This is a genomic window from Chryseobacterium jejuense, from assembly GCF_017877355.1.
In the GTDB taxonomy this organism is placed as follows: Bacteria; Bacteroidota; Bacteroidia; order Flavobacteriales; family Weeksellaceae; genus Chryseobacterium; species Chryseobacterium jejuense_A.
Window position 1 is genome coordinate 683734 of record NZ_JAGIPR010000001.1, and the last position, 22196, is coordinate 705929.

Sequence of the window (22196 nt, forward strand, 5' to 3'; positions counted from 1 at the left end):
CTGACATGAGATATGTACAGTTTAAAGATATCAGGCATAAATTCCCTAAAGACAGCTGGCTGTATTGGCGCAATGAAAAACATGCCGGTGAATTTGATGAAGATTGGGTGATCTATATCCATCATGATATGGAGGTGCAAAATTTAAATCTGGATGATCCTTTTACAGTTTTTAATACTATAGAAAACCAGTCTGAAATTAAGAAGGAAGATTGTTTAGTTGTCTTTATTGAGGGAAACCTTACAGTAAAAAATATTTACAATCACGAATCTGACGGGTCTACCTGTTTGTGTGTGCTGGGAAATCTTGAAGCTGATAATATCATTGTAGGCGGACAGGAATTATACATTACCGGAAATTTAACTGTAAGAGAATGTTTTTGGGGAAATTATAATCACGGAGATCTTATTGTACAAGGCGAAACTAAAGCTAAAGTTTTTGTCGCTACTGAAGGTTATCATTATGATTATAAAAAAGAAAGAATAACCGCAGACTTTTTCCTTTGTGATGAAGAGGAAGAAGACTTTGATTGTACATTGCCAGCAGGTCTTTTTTCTGAGGGAATGTTACATGCCGAAGATGAATTAGATACAGAAGATCTTTTTACCTGGAATGACTGGCTTTCCCGTTCCACAGCTATTAAAATGCTGGATGAAAATTGCTCAATCATCAAGAAAGATATTCAACTTCTTTCAAAAGAAGAAAAAGAAGCTCTTGAATTGGCATCTATTCCAACGTATTTCGAAAATACAGGATTTGAAGATTTTCAATCCTTTCTCTCACAGTTGGAAAATTTTCACAAACTAATGGCTGTTGTGAAACTGCATAAGGAAGGATATCAACATTATACTTTTAAAGATTATGAAATACAATTACATCCAGATACAGAAGATGGACAGGCCCATGTAATGTTTACCCATTCATCGGGTTTTATCTTTTTCATTTGTATAATAGAGGATGAAAACGATAAGGAAGTACTCTCTGCAGTGTATCGTGAAAACGAAGAAGCTTCTTTTGTAAATGTTTTTCAACAAAGAACATCCATACACTATACTACTCAGCTCAATATTCTATGGAAAGATGTTCTTACAAGGGCCGAGCGTGGTGCTTATTTCTATAAAAAGTTTTTGGATACGGTTAAGGCTGTTGAAGTTATCGGTTATTTGAATCTGCCAATGGTACAGGAAAAATATAATGATTATCAGGATGCAGATAAAAACAACTTCTGGTATGATGGATATTGCTTTCTGATGCGTAGACATGGCGAAAGAGGATTGGTGGGAAGCCTTGACATCGGAAAGGAAAGAGATGCTGAAATATTTGATATGAGAACGTATTGTTTCCGTCCTGATCAGCTTGAAAACCCGGAAAAATGCAACTTATTTTATGCTTCAAGCCAGGAAGAACTTACCAATGACCCATATTCAGGAAACGGAAAGGTGTTTAAAGTATTTCTTTACGATTGGGAGCTGTTTAGAGAATCCATAGAATGGTATCCTAAAATAGGAAAAGCTTTTACAGCAATGAATGAAGAATATCTGGAAGAAAAGAATATATAAATCTATAGACAAAACCGTGAATACATTACATCAGGAAGCCCTTGAAGCATTCCGTCAGAAAAACTATGCCGTTGCCGCTAAAAACTGGATAAAAGGACACGCTCTTCCAGATGATAGGGAAGAACTTAAGGAAATCTATCTTTGGGTCAATGCTATAAATGAAACTTCCCCAGATGCTGATCTTTGTGCGATATTAGGACTTATTGCGCTGGATCATCATGAAGTTTTTACTAATGACCATGAGAAAGCGCTTCTTCAGTGTGTAGAATGGAGCAGGCAGGGAATCAGTCTCAGTCCCAATCACCCTTGGTGTCATCGTCACGCAGGTTCTGCTTTCTATTGGATGAGCCAATGGGAAGAAGTAGTTCCTTATTATGAAAAAGCAATATCTCTGGTACCTTCACCCACTTTACAGATCAGGCTATTTATGATCTCCAACAGAGAGAATCCTAATCCTGATTTTCTGCTATTGGACATTAACCCTGAAACTTCTGAAGGAATGGAAGCCTATAATGCCGGTGTAGAGATTAATAGAATTCTCAACCAATATCCTCAGATGTCTGAATTTGAAAAGGAAAGGCTCACTCAACTGAAAAGAGATTGTTACACCACAGCCTACCATCTTTATTATAAGACTCTGGTGACGAAAAACGGCGATCCATACAATGATGATTCCCATACCTTTGCTATGTGCTGTAATAATCTGGCGATAGAGCTTACCAACCAGAAAAAATATGACGAGGCAATTGCTGTGACTACAGAAGGAATGCAGTACAGTTATTTTATGTACATCCTTCAAAACAGATGGAGTGCCCGCTTGGAAGCCGGATATTTTGAGGAAGCTGTGGCAGATGGAGAAAAGCTTATGGAGGATTTTATAGATGAAATGGATTCTATAACCTATTTTAATATTGCCGATCATCTTTGCAATAGCTATATGGAATTAAAAGACTATGAGGCAGCAATGGAGTGGATTAATGTCGGATTGGAAAGTTATTATTCCTTAGATGCAACAGATCCTTTACTGAGCAACCCAGAAATTGTCCGATGTTTTACTAATTTTTATATCTATAAAGCAAAAATTGAAGAACAGACAGGTATAAAACCGGATGCAGGTACAGCATCAAAAGAAGCCGATCGTATTTTGGAAGAAATGCCGGACAATCCAAGTATATTAATCAGCCGCTCTAATATTTTTTTAGAAGAAGAAAATTATGAAAAAGCTCTTGAATGCCTGCAATATGCTATACATTTTGCTTCCGAACAGAATAAAGTAAGATCTGTACAAGTAGCTTTATACAATATGGGGTATATTCAGGTTGCAAAACTGAAGGACGAAGCTGCTGCATTTGAAAGTTTTGAACAGAGTATTGCCTTGGGAAATGAAGATTTCTGGTGTTATTATTGGGCTGTTCATTGCGGATATCACCTGCAGGAAAATGAAAAGACTTTAGAGTATGCTTTGTTGGCACTTCAGGTTTTACCACAACAGGAGGGAGTTACCGAAGATATCACAGCAGAAATTTATGAACATTTAGGAACGGCACAATTAGATTTAGGTCAGTATGCAGATGCTGCAGAGAATTTTAAGGTGTCATTACAATATAATCCATCAAAAATAGCAAAAGATAATCTGAGAATAGCTGAAACAGAGAATAAACGTAACGGATCAGGCGGTTTCTTCAGAAAGGTGTTTGGAAGGTAAAAAGTAACGTAACTTCAAAAGTAGAAAACAGGTAGGGAGTTCATACAAATAGTAATATGGATTTTACCATTATACTTATTCAGTTTTTTTTGATATATTGTATTATCTATTTTTCAGGGGATTTTTTCAAAATTTGAAACCAGATAAAAATACATCTTATTTGCAATGTCAAAAGAAACGGCTTCACTTATCAGTTATTTTAAAAGTTTCATTCCGCTTTCAAAAGAAGAAATTGAAGTATTGGATGAGCGCATCACAGAAAGGAGGATCAGACGAAAACAATTTATTTTGCAGGAGAATGAAATATGCCAGTATTATACATTTGTAGTGTCCGGATGTTTCAAAATGTACAGTACAGATCATAATGGAGAAGAACATAATCTTCAGTTTGCATCAGAAAATGACTGGATTGTAGATATAGATAGTTTTCATAATAAAAATCCCAGCAAGCTGCATATTATTGCTCTGGAAAACTCAATTGTACTGCAGATTGAAAAAAATGATCTCTGGTATCTGTATACCTATTATCCAAAGTTTGACAGAAATTTTAGAGTGATTATTGAACATAAATTTATAGAGCTTCAGAATAGAGTATTACAGAATATAAGTGCAACAGGAGAAGAGAAATATGAATTTTTTCTCAGACAATATCCTCAGTTGGCCAATCGTATTTCTAATGTAGAAATTGCGTCCTATCTTGGAATAACCCCACAATTCCTTAGCAAAATCCGACAAAGAAGAATAAAGAACTAATTGTAGTTCTTATCCATATGAAACTAGTTTAAGAATTGATCTTACCAAATATCAAGATAATTTCTTAAACTAGTTTGCTGTTTTTTCATCGCCTTTCCTAGTAATTTTGACATACACAAAACATTAAAATTAAAAGAAATGGAAACATTGAAAAAAGTAGCTGTAATTGGCTTAGGAAATATTGGAAAAGCAATTGCTAATGATCTGATAAAAAATAATCATAAAGTAATTGTTGCTTCAAGAAACAGTGAAGAGGCCAGTAATTTTGCTGAACAATCCGGAGGACTTGCCCAAAGTATGAGTATTAAAGAAGCAATCAATACCGTTGATCTTATTATCCCTGCAATATGGTTTGGTTCCTTTAAGGATTTCTTTAATGATTATGGTGATCTTTTGAAGGATAAGACCATTATTGATGTGTCTAATCCTATTGCTCCTGATGGCAATGGCGGATTCAAAAAAATTATTGGGGAAAGAGAATCAGCTGGAGAACTTAATAAAGCTATTCTTCCTAAAGGGGCTAAACTGGTGAAGGCATTCGGAACTCTTGGTGCGGAAACCCTTGCAGGAGCAACAAATGGAAGTCCTGAGAAATCAGTATTATTTTACGCATCAGATGATCTGGAAGTGAATCATGATGTGGAAGAAGTGATTAAGAATGCAGGATTTGATCCTTTAAGAGTTGGAGGAATTGACCAGTCTATCCGTATCGAAGTTTTTGGAGATTTACATGAATTCGGAGCATTGGGAAAAACGGTTAATCTTACAGAAGCAAAGTCAAAACTTTAAAATAAAGTAATTATATAGTTACCTAAAATAAAACAGATAAAAAAATCATTCTGGTTCAGGTTTTTGCTATACTGCAAAAAAAGATACTAATGGGCAGATATATGTTTTATGATAAAATAGTAAAGCCGGACTAAGGAATTCCGGCTTTATTAATATTAATATTAATATTAATATAGTGAAAGAATAACCTTTTTAAATAGGGCTTACTTTCTTTCGATCTGAAATAACATTCAAGATAACGCCCAGAAGAATCAGCGTAATCCCAATCAATAAGTTATTCGTAAACTTTTCATTAAACATAAATACACTTACCATAACAGCAACTACAGGTTCCAGTGCCCCTAAAATAGCAACCGGAGTAGAACCAATGCTCTTAATGGCATACACCAGGCATAAACTGGAAATAACTGTAGTAAGGAAAGCAAAAATAAGGAAATTAATAAAAATAGTTATGGAAGGGATCTCAAATGACTGATGCCCTATAACTGATTTTGTCATAAAAAATAAAGAAGTAAAAAACATAGAGTAGAAGGTAAGCTTAAACCCTGAGACTTTGAGGTTGGATTTGTTGACAATCACCATGTAAAGCGCATAAAACAATGAACTGAGCATCACGATCCCTAATCCTGCAAAATTAATTTCAAAACCACTTCCTTTCAGGCATAAAACAATAACCCCTGCAAAAGCAAGAAATAATGAAACAATAGACAATTTAGTGAGCTTCTCTTTATAAAAGAAAAACATAATCAACGCTACAATTACCGGATAGATGAATAGAACTGTAGAAGCAATTCCCGGGGTGAGAAAATCATATCCTATAAACAGAAATTCGGAGGAAAGAGCATAGCATACTCCCAAAATGGCTAATATTAAAGCTTCCTTTTTATTGATTCTGAAATTTTGTTTGGAATAGATAAGATAGGCTGCCACCATTAGAGTAGAAAAGAAAAATCTGTAAAACAGTGTAATATCCATTGAAAAATGGGCCTGCTTGATCGGCAGGATGAAAATTGGAATCAATCCGTATGAAACCGCTGACAAAACACCCAATAAATAACCCCTAAGTTTCATTTGCTTTTTATAGTTTATAGTTTTAAAACAAAAAACCACTGAATCAATCAGTGGTTTTTGTTATTTTGTTAAAGATTAGATCGGTTTAAAACTTAATCCTTGTTCCTGCAGTAATATTTGTTCCTGCTCTTTATAGTAACCACTTACTAGTTTATCGTGAATCGCTTCAAACGCTGCCAGAGTTTCATTAATCTCTGCATCTGTGTGAGAAGCGGTAGGAATCAGTCTTAAAAGAATCATTCCCTTCGGAATTACCGGATATACTACTACTGAAGTAAAGATTCTGTAATTTTCTCTAAGGTCTTTTACCAATAAAGTAGCTTCTACAGGAGTTCCCTGCATCATTACCGGAGTTACACAAGTGTTGGTATCACCAATGTTGAATCCTCTTTCTTTTAATCCGTTTTGTAGTTTAGCTACATTTTCCCAAAGTTTAGCCTTGATTTCAGGTCTTGATCTCAATAGCTCCAATCTTTTTAATCCTCCGATTACCATTGGCATTGTAAGGGATTTAGCAAAGATTTGTGATCTTAAATTGAACTTCAGGTATCTGATAATTTCTTTGTCACCCGCAAGGAATGCTCCGAAACCAGCCATTGATTTTGCAAAAGTAGAAAAATATACGTCAATCTGATCATTACAATCCTGTTCTTCACCAACTCCGGCACCCGTTTTACCTAATGTTCCGAAACCATGAGCATCATCCACTAAAAGTCTGAACTGATATTTTGATTTAAGTTCGCAGATTTCTTTAATTTTTCCCTGCTGCCCTCTCATTCCGAAAACCCCTTCAGTAATCACAAGGATTCCTCCTCCTGTTTCTTCTGCCACTTTAGTAGCTCTCTGAAGGTTTTTTTCAAGACTCTCCATATCGTTGTGCTTGTAGGTAAATCTTTTACCTGCATGAAGTCTTACTCCATCTACGATGCAGGCATGAGAATCCATATCGTAAACGATAACGTCATTTCTGCTTACCAAAGCATCAATAGTAGACACCATTCCCTGGTAACCGAAATTCAATAAATATGCTGATTCTTTTTGTACAAAGTCTGCCAATTCTCTTTCCAACTGAAGGTGCTGATCTGTTTCTCCAGACATTGCCCTTGCTCCCATTGGATAGAACATTCCATATTCTGCAGCAGCCTTTGCATCTGCTTCTATTACTTCAGGATGATTACATAATCCTAAATAATCATTAGCACTCCAGAAAATTACTTCTCTACCCTGAAATTGCATTCTCGGGCCGATAGGTCCCTCTAGTCTTGGGAAAATAAAATATCCTTCTCCATAATCTGCAAATTGTCCCAGAGGTCCTGGATTTTCTTTTATTCTTTCAAAAATATCCAACATTGTATCGTAATTTTTAAGTAAAAAAGCCTTTTTTGTAGAACACGTAAAAGGCTTTATTTGTATCGTGATTTTATTTTGTTCCTATTTAATAAACTCTGTCTTGAAGACTTCGTCATAATTGTGGACACAGTTGTTAACAAACCCCTGTTCGGCCATCCATTTATCACTGTATACCTTAGTGATATATCTTGAACCGTGGTCAGGATATATTAAAACAACCACATCATTTTCAGTTAATTCGTGAGAATTAGCATATTGTATCAGTCCCTGCGTGACAGCTCCAGTAGTATAACCTCCCATAATAGCTTCCTTCAAAGCAATCTCACGGGTTCTGTAGGCAGCCATTTCATCATTTACCCTTACAAATTCATCTACCTTATCAAAAAGAAGAGCGGAAGGGATTAAATTTTTTCCCATTCCCTCAATCTGATAAGGGTGTACATCTTCCTTGTGAATCTCACCTGTCTCGTGATAGCTTTTTAATATAGAACCATCTGCATCCACCCCGATAATTTTAATATTCGGGTTTTTCTCCTTCAAAAACTTAGCTGAACCAGATAACGTACCTCCTGTTCCGGTGCAGGCAAAAAGGTGAGTGATCTTACCTTTTGTCTGTTCCCAGATTTCAGGACCGGTGGTCTGGTAGTGGGCATCAATATTCAGTTCATTAAAGTACTGATTGATGTAAATAGAATTGGGAGTTTCCAAAGCGATTCTTTTCGCTACTTCATAATAAGATCTTGGATCATCCGCCGCTACATTGGCAGGACATATATAAACAGTAGCTCCTAAAGCCTTTAGATAAGCGATCTTTTCAGGCTTCGTTTTGTCGCTTACTGCGAGAATACATTTATATCCCTTAATGATACATACCATTGCAATAGAAAACCCAGTGTTTCCAGAAGTAGTTTCTACAACTACGGAATCTTCTTTCAATAAGCCTCTCTCCTCTGCGTTCTCTATAATATGAAGTGCGATTCGGTCTTTGGTGGAATGTCCAGGATTATATGATTCTAACTTGGCATAAACGGTTGCTGGAATATCTTTTGTAACAGTATTTAGCTTCACCATAGGAGTATGTCCTATTAGGCCAAGAATATTATCGTAAACATTACTCATTATTTGTTATTTTCAATAAAAATCTGACTGCAAAAATACAAAAAAATAAATAATTACTAAACTTTTGTTTGATTTCTAGGGCTTAGTTCCGTAAAAAAATATTTTCCTGTTTACAGTATTAGCACGAGTTTAATCGCAAATTTTGCGCCAAATTTTTAAATTTTGTTAAAAACAATATAAAATAATATAAAAGCCTTATTTTCGCATAATTGATTTAATACTATGAAAAATTGGACTTTTAGGCAATGGAACACCGTTTTAGGATGGGTGATTTTCGTCATTGCGTTTTTCACGTACTTGTCCACCATAGAACCCAATTTCAGTTTTTGGGATTGTGGCGAGTACATTTCTTCTGCAGTAAAACTTGAAGTAACGCATGCTCCCGGAGCAGCTTTATTCCAGATTGTGGGCGCCGTGGCGGCCATGTTTGCATTAGGGAAAGGCGAAAATTACTCCATCGTAATTAACGCGATGTCTGCATTGTTCAGCGCGCTGACTATTTTATTTTTGTTTTGGACGATCACTCATTTTGTGAGAAGATTGCTGAACAAAGATTTTGAAGAAATTACAAAACATCAGGAAATCTCTATTTTATTTGCCGGAGCGGTAGGAGCATTGTGTTTCACTTTCTCAGATACGTTCTGGTTCTCAGCAGTAGAAGGAGAGGTTTATTCAATGGCTTCTATGTTTATCGCGCTTTTGGTCTGGTTGATTACGAAATGGGAAAATGAGTATCAGGCAGCAGACAGTGAGAGATGGATTATTCTTATTTTCTTCGTTTTAGGACTTTCTGTTGGGGTACACATGATGTGTATGCTGGCAACTCCTATGGTATGTCTTGTATATTATGCAAGAAACTATAAGTTTACCTGGAAAAACTTTATCTGGGCAAATCTTATTACGCTGTTAATTCTAAGTTTGGTCTTCAAAATTATCTTCCCGCTAATTATGACGATGTTCGGAAGATTGGAGATTTTCTTTGTAAACGGTCTTGGACTTCCTTTCCACTCCGGAACAATTGCGGCCTTTATTTTGATGGTTGCAATTAGTTATTTCTTAATCAAATATGCCAGAAAAACGAAAAAGAATCTGTATCAGACGATTGCTTTATCTGCAGTATATATGATTATCGGATTCTCTTGCTGGATGGTAATTCCAATCAGAGCGAATGCAAATCCACCAATGAACCTTAACGATCCGGATACGGCAATTGGTATGTTGGATTATTATAACAGAGAACAGTATGGTGACTGGCCAACTATTTACGGACAAAACTATACGGCTTTCCTTGATGCAAATGGGATTGAAAAGAATGAAGACGGAAGTTTTAAGACAAAGAAAACCGGAGAAATTTATGAAAAAGATGAGAAAACGAACACCTACAGAAAGACTGGTGACCGATTCAATTATGTTTTCAATAAATCTCAGGTAAGCTTAATGCCAAGAATGTTTAATGAGGATAAGGACGTCATGTCTAACTATATTTCAATGTATGGGGCTCCTGATTTTACATTCAATTATGCGAATGAAGATGTTGCAGATAACCCTCAGGCTAAACAAATTTTTGATGAACTGAGAGCCAAATATGATGATAAATCTATTACGGCTGCAGATTATTTAAAGGTAAAACCTTATAACCTTATTAATGTTCAGAAGCCTTCGTTACTTCAGAATATGGATTATTTCATCTCCTTCCAGAATGGATATTACTTCGTAAGATACCTGTTATGGAACTATGTGGGAAGACAGAATGATCTTGAAGGAAACATGGAAAGCACAAAAGGAAACTGGATTTCCGGAATTCCTTTTATTGATAATGTAAATGTAGGAAATCAGGATAAAATGCCTGCTAAATTTAAGAATGAAAGTACAGTAGCGTTCTTCTTCCTGCCATTAATTTTAGGATTAATCGGGTTCTTTTTTCAACTGAACAGAGATTTTGGAAGATTCTATGCTTTATTATCTTTATTCATTATTACAAGTGTTGGAATTGTTTTCTATACAGGAGTAAAACCTTTTGAACCAAGAGAAAGAGATTATGCAATGGTAGGTTCATTCTATGCATTTGCGATCTGGATCGGTTTGGGAGCGGGAGCTATTTTATGGTTTGTGCAGTCTAAAATCAAGTCTAATGGTGCTAACATTGCATTAGGAGTTGTGTTGCTAGGAGTTCCTTTCATGATGGGCTTTCAGAACTATAATGTACACAACAGAAGCAACAGATATACAGCTTATGATTATGCATATTCCGTATTAAAATCATTACCAAAGAACGATATTTTATTCGTGTATGGTGATAATGATACTTATCCGGTTTGGGCAATCCAGGAAACAGAAAGATTCAGAGATGATGTAAAAGTAGTTAACTTTACGCTGGCTTCAACACCTTGGAATCTTGACCAGATAAAAAGAAGAACTTACAATGCAATGGGACTTCCAAGTGAATTGACTCATGATGATTACAGAGACGGAGTAAACGACCAGATCTATATGATGAAGAAGGAAGATTGGGAAGGAGTTTTCAATATGTTGAAAGAACAGGGAGTTCCGGATACAGAATTCAAGGACTTCAGAAAGTACCTTACACAGGATTCTTTAACCCTGAAAGATGCGATTAAGTTTATCAAATTCAAATCTCCTGAAAAAGATCAGTTACTGAAAATGTACTTCGGAGAAGAGAAATATGAAAAGTATAATATTCTTCCGGTGAACAAATTTATTCTTCCTGTAAATAAAGAAAATGCTTTAAAAGCAGGAATTATCAATCAGGAAGATCTTCCGGATGTAGCCAATCAGATCATGATTACTTACAAAGGAAATACTTTATATAAAAACAACCTGATCTTAATGGATTTATTGGCGAACTTCGATTGGAAACGTCCGATTAACTTCTCTTCAGGGGGTATTTATGACAGTGAAAATATTTTCTACCTTAATGATTATCTTCAGTTTGACGGATTCAGCTACAGATTAATTCCAATCCAGACTTTACCGTCAGCAGATGGAGATATGGGAAGAGTAGATGCCAACAATCTTTATAATGTTGTGAAAAACTTCAGATGGGGGAACTTTAAAGATTTGAGCGCTCACTTTGATGAAACAGCAACTTCCAATATTATCAGCTACAGAATGTCAGCAAGCAGAGCAGCTTCAGCATTGGCATTAAAAGGGCAGAAAGCAAAAGCATTAGAAATCCTGGATCTTGCAGCAAAAGAAATTCCTGCTGAAAAATACAATGATCCACGTTCATTAAGCTCAATTGTAACCGGATATATCATCGCAGGACAGGAACAAAAAGGATTGCAATTGGCAGAAGTACTTAAAAAAGGAATCTTTGACGAGTATGACTATTACTTAAGTCTTTCTAAAGCGGAGCAAAGCTACGTGAGAAGACAGATGAGAACAAAACCAATGGAATATTCTCTTGTAGTAGCAGCGGTTACAGATGCTTATATGAAGATTGGACAAAAAGAAAAAGCATATGCTTATCTGGTAAAATCCATTGAGCCGATTGATAAAAAATTCAATGCTTTTGTGAAGGAACTTCAGCAGATGGGTAAAGAAAAAGCAATGAAACAATCTGAGGATGTTCAAACAATCACTCCATTCTACCAATATTTATTTGATGTAATGGAACCTTTTGACTCAACTTATTCCAAGGAAAAAGAAAATCAGATTACTTCAGCAATCATCAAAGTAACAACACAATAAAACATTTTTAAAAACGGAACTTCGGTTCCGTTTTTTTGTTATTGGCAATCCTGAATTTTAAGATTATATTTGTGGAACTAAAAATGCATAATGGCAGAAACACAGAATAGCAGGTTCCCAATCTACGCCGTAATCGTTACGGTAGTTTTTAAACTTCTTTTTTTATTGACGCATTACATTCAGGAAGATGCTTTTATCACCTGGAGGGTGGCCCAGAATTTACTGGACTACGGAGTAATTGGTTTCAATGGAGATACTAAAATTTCTGCTTCTACCACTCATTTGTATGTTTTTGTGTCCTATATTTTCAACTTTATTTTTGGTAAAGAATATTTTATAGAACCTCTTTTGATTTTTAATTCCATTCTGTTTACAATAGGAACATTATTCTTATCACATTTGGTTCTTAAAAATCCTTGGCATAAGGCCATTTTCATTTTTTTAATCGGAATTTTACCCCCGGCTATTAAGATTTCAATCCTTGGAATGGAGTATGGAATCCTGTTTTTTCTTGAAATGGTCTTGTTATATTATGGTTTCAATAAAGGGAAAAAATGGGTGTTGACGCTTCTTCCAATCCTGATTATGTTTACAAGGGTTGATACTGTTATCTTCCTTGGAGTAGTATTTCTTGTTGACCTTTTCTGGAGCAGAAAAATCAGATGGAACTATATTTTTGGCGGAATTCTAGGGGCTTTATCTACTGTTGCTTTTAACTGGTTCTATTTTGGAGAAGTAGTGAATAACACCATTACAGCAAAAAAATTACTTTACGAACAACAATTTACTTTCGGAGAACACCTTGACTATTTTCTGATTAGCTTTGGGAATTTCTGGGGAATGCTAAAGGTTCCGGGAGCTTTCAATCCTATCACGGTTATTGTTCTTATTTTTGAATTACTTTGCTTTATTTACCTTATCCGACAAAGAGAAAAGAGAAATTATTTCCTGTGGATGATCTTTATTTTCGGATGGGTAAAGCAGATTATTTTTATCTCTCAAAAAAGCTTATTCGACTGGTACTACTGGGTACCGCAACTTTTGCTTTTTGTTCCGGTTCTTATTTTTATATTAGAGCAGAAAGAGAGAAGAAACTTATGGTTATCACTGCTTATTGTATTTTATATTGTTCCGATGCTAGCTTTCCAAACCATTCATTCTATAGCAACCGGAAATGGAGAATGGAATTATAGAAGAACAATCGGTACATTTCTGAACCAATATGAGAAAGATAAAAATCAGTGGATTTTATTGGAGCCTGCGGGGTATGTGCCTTATTTTTCGGGATTAAAAACCATTGATGAAGTTGGGTTGGTAGACAAACAGATTCAGGAAGAAATCAAAAAAGATAAAACAGATTATTGGATCAACACGGTTAAAAACAGAAAACCAAAATACTTGCTTTCATATCAGAATTTATACGAAGGTAAAAATGCAGCATATTATCAAGCCCACTATAAATTATTGAAGGAATTCAGAGTAAAAGATCACCTGAAAAGTGATCATAAAATACTGGAAAAGATCTACAATCTGAAACCTTCCGGAACAGACTATAACTTATATATCAGAGTAGATTAAAATAGTTTGAAAGTATAATTTCGAGCTTTTAAACTTGGCCTCATGCAACTTATTGTCTAAAACCTAATACCTAAACTTATGAAATATTGTGCTTTTCTCCGCGGTGTCAATGTAAAAGGAACCAATATGAAAATGGCAGATGTCTGTCAGGTTTTCAAGGATGCAGGAATGAAAGATGTAGTTTCTATATTAGCTTCCGGAAATATTGTGTTTTCTTCTGACAAAAATGCTGTTGAATTAAAAATAATTCTTGAAAAAGCAATGTCAGAGCATTTTTCCTATGAAGCTTTCCTGTTTATAAAATCTCATGAAGAAACAGAGGCTTTCTGGAACAGTGTTCCTTTTGAAAAAAATGAGGACCTTCATATTTATGGTTTTGTCGGAATGTCGGGCGTAGAAAATGTTTTGATGAAAGAGTTTGAAAAAGCTGCTCAGGCGGAAAATGAAAAAGCAGAAATCGTCAATGATATATTTTATTGGCAGGTTCCCAAGGGAAATACATTAGATTCCAACTTTGGAAAAGTTTTAGGAAAGAAAAGCCTGAAGGATCAAATGACCAGTAGAAATATCAATACCTTTGAGAAGATACTGAAAAAGATGGAGTAGTTTTTATCTCCAATATAATAAGAAAATCCAATAGGAACGGGTTTAGTCCGTTTTTTGTTTTATAACAATTGCCTTGGCTTTAGCCAAAACCTATGAGAAAATCTCTGAAAATTATCATTATTGTAGATTTTTCAGATTTTTTTTATTGACCACATCGAATCTCTGATTCTGCAGGAATCTAAACCTTCATATTTAAAATAACTATACGGAGATTCTTCCTTCGTCAGAATGACAAACTGGATGGATAAAAATACTTGGAGAATTTATTGTTTTTTATTCTTACAGGTTTAAAAAAATATCCGCAATTTTTGTCATTCCGCCAGGAATATAGCTTTAAACGTTAATCAACAGTGTTTAGATCAAATTAAGTGTTGAAAAATATGAGAAAATTTTAGCATTGAATTACCATCTGAAATTTTAATTAAAACTTAATCCGAAAAATACATCTGCTTAAAATATCGTCATTACCTTCTATCATCTATCATCTATCATCTATCATCTATCATCTATCATCTATCATCTATCATCTATTATATCCAACCATCTTAAACTCTCTTTCCAAATAATTTCCAAGTCTGAAACTTTCTCAGTATTTTTACTGAACTTTTTAATTACAACAAAATGATTCAGTATTTAGATAATATTCAGCACAAAGATTCAAAGAACTTTTTCCTTATTGCAGGACCTTGTATTATTGAAGGGGAAGATATGGCACTTAGAATTGCTGAAAAAGTAATCAACATTACAGACAAGTATAATATTCCTTATATTTTTAAAGGGAGTTTCAAAAAGGCTAACAGAAGCCGTGTAGACTCTTTCACAACCATTGGAGAAGAGAAATCTCTTGAAATTCTTAAAAAAGTAGGAGAGACCTTCAACATTCCTACCACTACGGATATTCACGAAAATGAGCATGCTGCATTAGCGGCGCAATATGTGGATGTTCTTCAGATCCCTGCATTCCTTGTACGTCAAACAGACTTATTGGTGGCTGCTGCAAAAACAGGAAAATGTGTGTCTTTGAAAAAAGGACAGTTTCTTTCACCGGAATCGATGAAATTTGCGGTTCAGAAAATTACAGATTCTGATAACCAGAAAGTAGCGATTATTGAAAGAGGAAATTCTTTCGGATATACAGATCTGATCGTAGATTACAGAGGAATTCCTACCATGAGAGAATATGCGCCTGTAATTCTGGATGTTACGCATTCATTACAACAGCCTAACCAAAGCTCGGGAGTAACAGGAGGAAGGCCGGATCTTATTGAAACCATTGCCAAAGCAGGAATTGCAGTAGGAGCAGACGGAATTTTCATTGAAACACATCCAACTCCGGAAACAGCATTATCTGATGGTGCCAATATGTTAAGACTGGATTTATTAGAAGATTTATTACAAAAATTGACAAGAATTAGAGAATCAATTTTGTAATTGTTAAAAAAACATTAATTTTAGAAATTCTAAAATATTTCTTTTGAAAAAACTAGTTTTACCGCTAAGCCTTATGGTCCCTATTCTGATTTTCTCCCAACAAAGAAAAAAGGATACAGCGACCACTAGAGTGACCGATATAGAGGAAGTTGTGTTCCAGAAAAAAACAACAGGAAGAACGAATGACCTTACCAATGTGAAAATTTCTGCAAAAGAAGCGAAAGCAGTAGCTTCTATCAGTGGTGGAATTGAGGGACTTATTAAAACGCTCCCTTCCGTAAACTCCAACACTGAGCTATCTTCTCAGTATATGGTGCGTGGTGGAAACTATGATGAAAATCTTATCTACATCAATGATATTGAGATCTACAGACCTTTTCTGATCAGAAACTCTCAGCAGGAAGGGATGAGTATCATTAACCCAGATATGGTTTCAACAGTGAACTTCTCCGCTGGAGGATTTGAAGCCAAATATGGTGATAAAATGTCTTCTGCTTTAAATATCTATTACCGTGAACCTGAAAAATTTGAGGTTTCCGGTGAAGCAAGTCTAATTGGAGGTAGATTAACCACCGGTTTAGCTTCGAAGAATAAGAAATTTACAGCATTATTTTCTGGAAGATACAGAAATACCAATCTTGTTCTTAACACCTTAAAAGAAGATACAGACTTTAATCCTACCTATTGGGATTTTCAGTCTTATTTGAATTATCATGTTAACGATAAACTCTCCATGTCATTCATAGGATATTATTCCAAGAATGATTATGAGATGATTCCTAAGGCGAAAAGTGTAACTTTTGGAAGTCTTCAGCAGCCTATTACGGTAAATATAGGTTATGCTGGTAAGGAAAATGACCAATATAAAAATATGATGGGTACATTTTCCATGAACTATAAGCCGGCTGATAAATGGAAACTTACCTTGGATGCTTTTGCTTATCAGAACAGGGAAAGAGAATATTATACCATCCGCTCAGAATATGACCTGCAGACATTTGACCCGATAACAAAGGAACCTGTTTCCAGTTATGACGTGGGTGGACAAACGGAACATGCCAGAAATGACCTGTTTGTAAGAACTTACGGAACCCAGTTCAGAGCTAAGTTTTCTCCTAATGTCAATACGGATATTGAGGTTGGTTTCAAATACGAAAAAGAAAATCTTAAAGATCTTACCAATGAATGGAAATTAGTAGATTCTGCGGGATACAGTCTTCCAAGACCGGAAGTGATTGATCCGAGATCAGGAACTACAACAGGAGATCTGAGAATGTTCTATTATATTGCAGGAAAGAATAATATAGAGCCGTCAAGATTATCTGCTTATGCTCAGTATTCTCAGAAGTTTTATTGGGGAGCAAGCAAAGTCTTTTTAAATGCCGGAGTAAGAGTATCTAACTGGAGTTTCAATAAAGAAACAATAGTCTCACCAAGGGTTCAGTTTGCAATAAAACCGGATTGGGATACTGATATGTTGTTCAAACTTTCCGGAGGGATCTATTATCAGTCTCCATTTTATAAGGAAATTAAAGATCTTGACGGAAATTTCAACCCAAACATCAAGTCACAAAGGTCTATTCAGGCCATCCTTTCCAATGACTATGAATTCTATATGTATGACAGACCGTTTAAATTAACAACGGAGCTTTATTACAAAAAAATGGATAACCTGATTCCGTATTATATGGATAATGTGAGAATCCGTTACTCAGGACAGAATAATGCTAAGGGATATGCTTATGGAATTGATACCAGATTATTCGGTGAATTTGTTCCGGGAGTAGATTCTTGGTTATCGGCGAGTTATGCAAGAGTGTATGAAAATATTGATGGAAGAGGAGATATTCCAAGGCCTACAGATCAGAGATTCAGGGTGGCGATGTTCTATCAGGATTATATGCCGCAATTCCCATCTATGAGGGTAAACCTTACCTTAGTGTATGCAATGGGATTACCAACAGGATCTCCTGTCATGTTTAATGATAACGGGCAGCCGGATTTCAATTCAGCATACAGTTATCAGAAAACACTGCCTGCTTACAAAAGGGTAGATATTGGATTAACAAAAGTATTTATTGATCCAAAGGATAAAAATAAAAAATCCGGTTTCTGGGGTAATTTCCAGGAATTATCATTAGGAGTACAGGTTTTCAACGCATTTAATATCAATAATACAGTGGCTAACCAATGGATTACGGATTACAATACCAATTATATGTATCCGGTTCCGGTACGTCTTACAGGACGTTTCTTCAATGTGAAGTTAGAATTTAAACTATAAAATCTGCTCAATCAGTATCACCTGCGAGAGCAATTAAAAATAGAAAAACCTCTGAAAAATAATTCAGAGGTTTTTTATTTACCTGAATTTTATAACAACATTACAAAATTTTATAACAACGGTTTCCTGAATATTTTTAACTTTGTCTCAACAATGAAAAAGATTCTTGCCATACTGTTTTCTATTTTCTACTTCGGATTCTCTTCCGGAGCAGCATTTAGCATTCATTATTGTATGAAGGAATTTGTTTCTGTAAGTCAGAAAGTTGATGATATTTGTGGCAAATGCGGTGTCAAAGATAAAAAAGGATGCTGTAAGACAGAGATCAAAGTTGTAAAAGTTGATGACTCCCAAAAGTCTGATCTGCTTAAAGTTGATTTTTTAGGCCAGATTTCAGAAATTCCAGTGAAGCATCAGTTTGCTTTTGTAGACAGATCCTTTTCGGCTACTAAATTTACTCAAATTCAGATCAATGCACCACCGGGATACCAACCGGTACCTATCTATATTAATCATTGTAATTTTAGAATTTAGAATCCGTCTGTCGTTTTCGGTGTTATGATAACATTGTTACCAATGACATATCTTGACGCATTTCCTGTGCGTTACCCTTATTCTTTATTAAAAAAATTAATTCTAAAATTTAAAACAATGAAAAAGTATATCATTACAGCAGCCTTATCTTTATTCTCAGTTATTTCACTTTCAGCGCAATCTAAAAAAGATGCTCAGGTTTCAAAGCTCTATCAGAACTATATTGCGATTAAGTCGGCTTTAGCTTCTGATGATGCGGATCAAACTTCAAAAGCAGCTACGGAATTCATTAAAACGGCTTCTACCATCGATTATAAATTGGTTTCAGAAGGTAATCTTAATATTCTTAGAAAAGATGCTTCAGCTATTTCAGAAGCGAGAACTGTGGCAGCTCAGAGAGAGACTTTCTTCAATTTATCAGACAATATGATTGGTCTGACGAAGGAGTTCAAACTTTCTGAAAAACCGGTTTATGTACAATATTGCCCAATGGCTGACGGTAGTTGGTTAAGTGATGAAAAACAAATCATGAATCCATACTACGGAAAATCTATGCTTTCATGCGGAAGTGTAAAGTCTGAAATTAAATAATTATTGTATTAATCTCTAAGAAAGCAAGTTGTGGTGTTTAATTTGTCTTAAACTTTAAACTCTGCAACTTCTAAAAAGTTCGGAATATTATGAAAAAACTAATAATGTTTCTGGTGCTTTTGTTCTCTGTTTTTACGTTCGCGCAAACTGCAAAAATCTATTATACCTGCCCCATGCACCCTGAAGTAGTCTCTTCAAAATCCGGAGACTGCCCGAAGTGTAAAATGACATTGGTAAAGAAAACAGTTGTAGTACAGCCAAAGGTTGTGGCAAAGCCAGCGGTAAAACCTGTACCGAAAGTAGAGACAAAAGCAAAATCTGTAGAAACAAAAGTACACCAAACAAAGGTTAATGTTAAAAAGACAAAGAAGGCTGGTGAAGTTAAAAAAGTAAGCGGAGTAAGGAAAGCAGAGCCAGTTCAGATGGCTAAGCCTGCTTTAAAATCAGTTAATCAACCTCAAATTTCATCTCTATCAAAAACTAAATCTCAAACTACTTATACTTGCCCTATGCATCCTGAAATAATTTCAGATAGGCCGGGAAAGTGTCCTAAATGTGGAATGGAGCTGGTAGAAAAAGAAGATCATCAACACACGGTTGTTGAAGCTCCAAAAGAAGAGAAATCTGTTTTAAAAAGAAATTCTGAAAATGGTAAACTTACTTTTGGTGGAAAAAAAGTTCGTTACGATCTGTATGTAAAAGACACGATTGTTAATTTTACAGGGAAAAACAGAAGAGCCCTTGCAATTAACGGTAAACTTCAGGCACCTACACTATACTTTACAGAAGGTGATACTGCTGAAATTTACCTGCACAATATGCTTAAAGAAAATACAGGACTTCACTGGCATGGGGTGATTCTGCCTAATGAACATGATGGTGTTCCCTATCTTACTACAAAACCTGTAAAACCGGGTGAAACCCATTTATACAAATTTAAAATCTCTCAAAACGGAACCTATTGGTACCATTCCCATGAAGCATTACAGGAGCAGATAGGAATGAATGGTATTTTAGTCTTTAAAAAGAGAGAAGGCGAGCCCAGAACAGAATATAATGCGGAAATCCCTGTATTATTAGGAGATTGGAGTGATGATGATCCTATGCAGATCGCCCGCAGATTGCACATGGCCAATACAGATTGGTACGCAGTAAAGAAAAATGCAGTGCAGAGTTATTGGGAAGCTATTAAATCTGGAAATTTCGGAACAAAAGCACTGAACGAATGGAAAAGGATGGAAGCCATGGATGTAAGTGATGTATATTACGATAAATTCTTGATTAACGGAACTCCAAGTTCTGATTATTCTAACCTGAAAGCAGGAGATAAAGTAAGACTAAGGGTAGCTAATGGAGGGTCATCCACTTATTTTTGGCTGAATTATGGTGGCGGAAAAATAAAAGTAGTGGGAAATGATGGAAATGATGTAGTTCCGGTAGAAGTAGACCGATTGATTGTCGGAGTTTCTGAAACCTATGATATTGAAGTGACCATTCCTGAGAATAAAAGCTTTGAATTCCGTGCGACTTCAGAAGATAGAATAGGACACGCTTCACTTTGGCTGGGATCCGGTGATAAAGTAGAAGCACCTAATTTACCAAGACTGATGCTTTTTGAAGGAATGAAAATGATGAACGGAATGATGGAAATGAGCGGAAACATGAAGCCAATGACTATGACGATGGGAAATCAGATGATGGATATGAATGAAGTAATGTATCCTGAACTTTCGGAAAAGCAAAGAAAAACGACTGCAAAACACATCAATGAGATGATGGGTGTGAAGACGAAAGAAGATAAAAAGAGTGAAGATCATTCTCAACATGCAGGAATGGATATGGTTGAAGAGAAAACCATCAAACGATTATCTTACAATATTTTAAAATCTCCTGAAAAAACAATTCTTCCTACAGACAGTGTTCGTAACATGAAGTTTACGTTGGAAGGGAATATGAACCATTATCTGTGGACATTGGACAACAAAACGGTGACAGAAACAGATAAAATTCTGATTAAAAAAGGTGAGATTTTAAGAATCAAATTGTACAACAACTCTATGATGCGTCACCCGATGCACCTTCACGGACATGATTTCAGATTGATTAATTCAAAAGGAGAATACTCACCATTGAAAAACGTAGTAGACATTATGCCGATGGAAACAGTGACGATCGAATTTGCAGCGAACCAAGATGGAGATTGGTTCTTCCACTGTCATATTCTGTATCACATGATGGCCGGGATGGGAAGAATCTTCAGTTATGAGAATTCAAAACCAAATCCACAACTTCCGAACAGAAAATTGGCCTGGAAAAACTTTTTGAAAGATAATCAAATGGTAAGCTCAATGGCAATGCTGGACGTAGCAAGCAATAAAATCCATACAGAAACCATGACGATGTTTGGACCAAGATGGGCTAATCTGAATGAATTTCATACCAATTGGAACTTTGACCATTTTGAAGGAAGTGCAAAAGTAGGAAGGTTCTTAGGAAAATTCCAGTGGGCATTGCCTTATGCAGGATTCAGAGTTCAGAAAAACCATGAAATTATGGAAAGACAAATGGCAGAAGATATGGGAATGGATTTTCATGGAAAGAAAACCTGGTTCGGACAGCAGAAAGCTTCAAAAAGCAGATATGCCTTTATGGTAGGGATGCAGTATGTATTACCCATGTTGATTACGGCAGATGCAAGTGTAGATCAGAATGGAAAAGTATTGCTGGAACTGAGCAGAGAAGATATTCCACTTTCCAGAAGGCTGAGGGGGAACTTCAGTATCAATTCAGATGGGGAATTTTCAACAGGAATAAGATATATCGTTCAGAAATATTTATCCCTTTCCGGAAACTACGATAACGAAATGGGCTGGGGTGCCGGTGTTATCTTAACCTATTAAAAATAAAAGACCGTCTCATTGAGGCGGTTTTTTCATTGTGATGGATAATATAAAAAAGAATTATCTCTCGCAGATCATAGATTTCGCAAATATTTAATATAAGCAATAATCTGTGAAATCCTTGGTTAAAAGTAAGACCACAGATTATGATAAACACTATCTTTTCAATAGTTAAATAAAGCAAAAAGCCACCTCATTGAAAGGTGGCTTTGTAT

15 protein-coding genes are annotated in these 22196 nt (G+C 35.6%); 12 read left to right on the forward strand and 3 right to left on the reverse strand.

The features are described 5' to 3' along the window. The first annotated feature begins 5 nt into the window (after positions 1-5). The 4 genes from J2772_RS03145 to J2772_RS03160 all read left to right on the forward strand — a co-directional run bounded on the left by J2772_RS03145 (position 6) and on the right by J2772_RS03160 (position 4806). Positions 6-1559, forward strand: coding sequence for a hypothetical protein (locus J2772_RS03145; protein WP_209913189.1), 1554 nt, complete (start codon positions 6-8; stop codon positions 1557-1559). Further along, entirely contained in the window at positions 1528-3264 is a 1737-nt protein-coding gene (locus J2772_RS03150) for a tetratricopeptide repeat protein (RefSeq protein WP_209913191.1), read from the forward strand. The genes J2772_RS03145 and J2772_RS03150 overlap by 32 nt, the downstream gene beginning before the upstream one ends. A 165-nt stretch (positions 3265-3429) precedes the next feature. Continuing rightward, a complete protein-coding gene (locus tag J2772_RS03155; protein ID WP_209913193.1) occupies positions 3430-4017 on the forward strand; it encodes a Crp/Fnr family transcriptional regulator in 588 nt (195 codons plus the stop codon). Positions 4018-4155: 138 nt separating this feature from the next. Further along, positions 4156-4806, forward strand: coding sequence for an NADPH-dependent F420 reductase (locus J2772_RS03160; RefSeq protein ID WP_209913194.1), 651 nt, complete (start codon positions 4156-4158; stop codon positions 4804-4806). A gap of 192 nt (positions 4807-4998) precedes the next feature. On the opposite strand, the gene J2772_RS03165 is transcribed toward J2772_RS03160, so the two are convergent. The 3 genes from J2772_RS03165 to J2772_RS03175 all read right to left on the reverse strand — a co-directional run bounded on the left by J2772_RS03165 (position 4999) and on the right by J2772_RS03175 (position 8346). After that, positions 4999-5877, reverse strand: coding sequence for a DMT family transporter (locus J2772_RS03165; RefSeq protein ID WP_209913196.1), 879 nt, complete (start codon positions 5875-5877; stop codon positions 4999-5001). A gap of 75 nt (positions 5878-5952) precedes the next feature. Next, on the reverse strand, positions 5953-7224 hold the full coding sequence (locus tag J2772_RS03170) for an aminotransferase class I/II-fold pyridoxal phosphate-dependent enzyme (protein WP_209913474.1): 1272 nt from the start codon (positions 7222-7224) through the stop codon (positions 5953-5955). Positions 7225-7308: 84 nt separating this feature from the next. Further along, positions 7309-8346: a PLP-dependent cysteine synthase family protein gene (locus J2772_RS03175; protein ID WP_209913199.1), complete on the reverse strand. Its 1038-nt coding sequence runs from the start codon at positions 8344-8346 to the stop codon at positions 7309-7311. Positions 8347-8568: 222 nt separating this feature from the next. On the opposite strand from J2772_RS03175, the gene J2772_RS03180 reads away from it, so the two are divergent. From J2772_RS03180 to J2772_RS03215, 8 genes are all read left to right on the forward strand, one after another. Then, positions 8569-12057: a DUF2723 domain-containing protein gene (locus J2772_RS03180; RefSeq protein WP_209913201.1), complete on the forward strand. Its 3489-nt coding sequence runs from the start codon at positions 8569-8571 to the stop codon at positions 12055-12057. 90 nt (positions 12058-12147) lie between these two features. Then, positions 12148-13635 (forward strand): hypothetical protein, encoded by a 1488-nt coding sequence (locus J2772_RS03185; RefSeq protein WP_209913203.1) that lies wholly within the window; start codon positions 12148-12150, stop codon positions 13633-13635. 78 nt (positions 13636-13713) lie between these two features. Next, positions 13714-14241 carry a DUF1697 domain-containing protein gene (locus J2772_RS03190; RefSeq protein WP_209913205.1) on the forward strand — a complete coding sequence of 176 codons (528 nt, stop codon included), beginning with the start codon at positions 13714-13716 and terminating at the stop codon, positions 14239-14241. Positions 14242-14862: 621 nt separating this feature from the next. Then, the gene (gene kdsA, locus J2772_RS03195) at positions 14863-15672 is read left to right on the forward strand and encodes a 3-deoxy-8-phosphooctulonate synthase (protein WP_065397984.1); all 810 of its coding nucleotides are present in this window, start codon (positions 14863-14865) and stop codon (positions 15670-15672) included. A gap of 43 nt (positions 15673-15715) precedes the next feature. Beyond that, positions 15716-17956: a TonB-dependent receptor plug domain-containing protein gene (locus J2772_RS03200; RefSeq protein ID WP_209913206.1), complete on the forward strand. Its 2241-nt coding sequence runs from the start codon at positions 15716-15718 to the stop codon at positions 17954-17956. 153 nt (positions 17957-18109) lie between these two features. Continuing rightward, entirely contained in the window at positions 18110-18490 is a 381-nt protein-coding gene (locus tag J2772_RS03205; RefSeq protein ID WP_245365084.1) for an HYC_CC_PP family protein, read from the forward strand. Between the two features lie 117 nt (positions 18491-18607). Then, entirely contained in the window at positions 18608-19081 is a 474-nt protein-coding gene (locus tag J2772_RS03210) for a DUF3347 domain-containing protein (RefSeq protein ID WP_209913208.1), read from the forward strand. A 104-nt stretch (positions 19082-19185) separates the two neighbouring features. Further along, positions 19186-21981 (forward strand): multicopper oxidase domain-containing protein, encoded by a 2796-nt coding sequence (locus J2772_RS03215; protein WP_209913478.1) that lies wholly within the window; start codon positions 19186-19188, stop codon positions 21979-21981. Positions 21982-22196 lie beyond the last annotated feature (215 nt).

Bases quoted from the DNA above. Each gene is read 5' to 3' on its own strand.
- J2772_RS03165 (WP_209913196.1), bottom strand. From the start codon at position 5,877: ATGAAACTTAGGGGTTATTTATTGGGTGTTTTGTCAGCGGTTTCATAC.
- J2772_RS03210 (WP_209913208.1), top strand. From the start codon at position 18,608: ATGAAAAAGTATATCATTACAGCAGCCTTATCTTTATTCTCAGTTATT.
- J2772_RS03175 (WP_209913199.1), bottom strand. From the start codon at position 8,346: ATGAGTAATGTTTACGATAATATTCTTGGCCTAATAGGACATACTCCT.
- J2772_RS03205 (WP_245365084.1), top strand. From the start codon at position 18,110: ATGAAAAAGATTCTTGCCATACTGTTTTCTATTTTCTACTTCGGATTC.
- J2772_RS03160 (WP_209913194.1), top strand. From the start codon at position 4,156: ATGGAAACATTGAAAAAAGTAGCTGTAATTGGCTTAGGAAATATTGGA.
- J2772_RS03190 (WP_209913205.1), top strand. From the start codon at position 13,714: ATGAAATATTGTGCTTTTCTCCGCGGTGTCAATGTAAAAGGAACCAAT.
- J2772_RS03145 (WP_209913189.1), top strand. From the start codon at position 6: ATGAGATATGTACAGTTTAAAGATATCAGGCATAAATTCCCTAAAGAC.
- J2772_RS03150 (WP_209913191.1), top strand. From the start codon at position 1,528: ATGAAGAATATCTGGAAGAAAAGAATATATAAATCTATAGACAAAACC.
- J2772_RS03215 (WP_209913478.1), top strand. From the start codon at position 19,186: ATGTTTCTGGTGCTTTTGTTCTCTGTTTTTACGTTCGCGCAAACTGCA.
- J2772_RS03180 (WP_209913201.1), top strand. From the start codon at position 8,569: ATGAAAAATTGGACTTTTAGGCAATGGAACACCGTTTTAGGATGGGTG.
- kdsA (WP_065397984.1), top strand. From the start codon at position 14,863: ATGATTCAGTATTTAGATAATATTCAGCACAAAGATTCAAAGAACTTT.
- J2772_RS03185 (WP_209913203.1), top strand. From the start codon at position 12,148: ATGGCAGAAACACAGAATAGCAGGTTCCCAATCTACGCCGTAATCGTT.
- J2772_RS03155 (WP_209913193.1), top strand. From the start codon at position 3,430: ATGTCAAAAGAAACGGCTTCACTTATCAGTTATTTTAAAAGTTTCATT.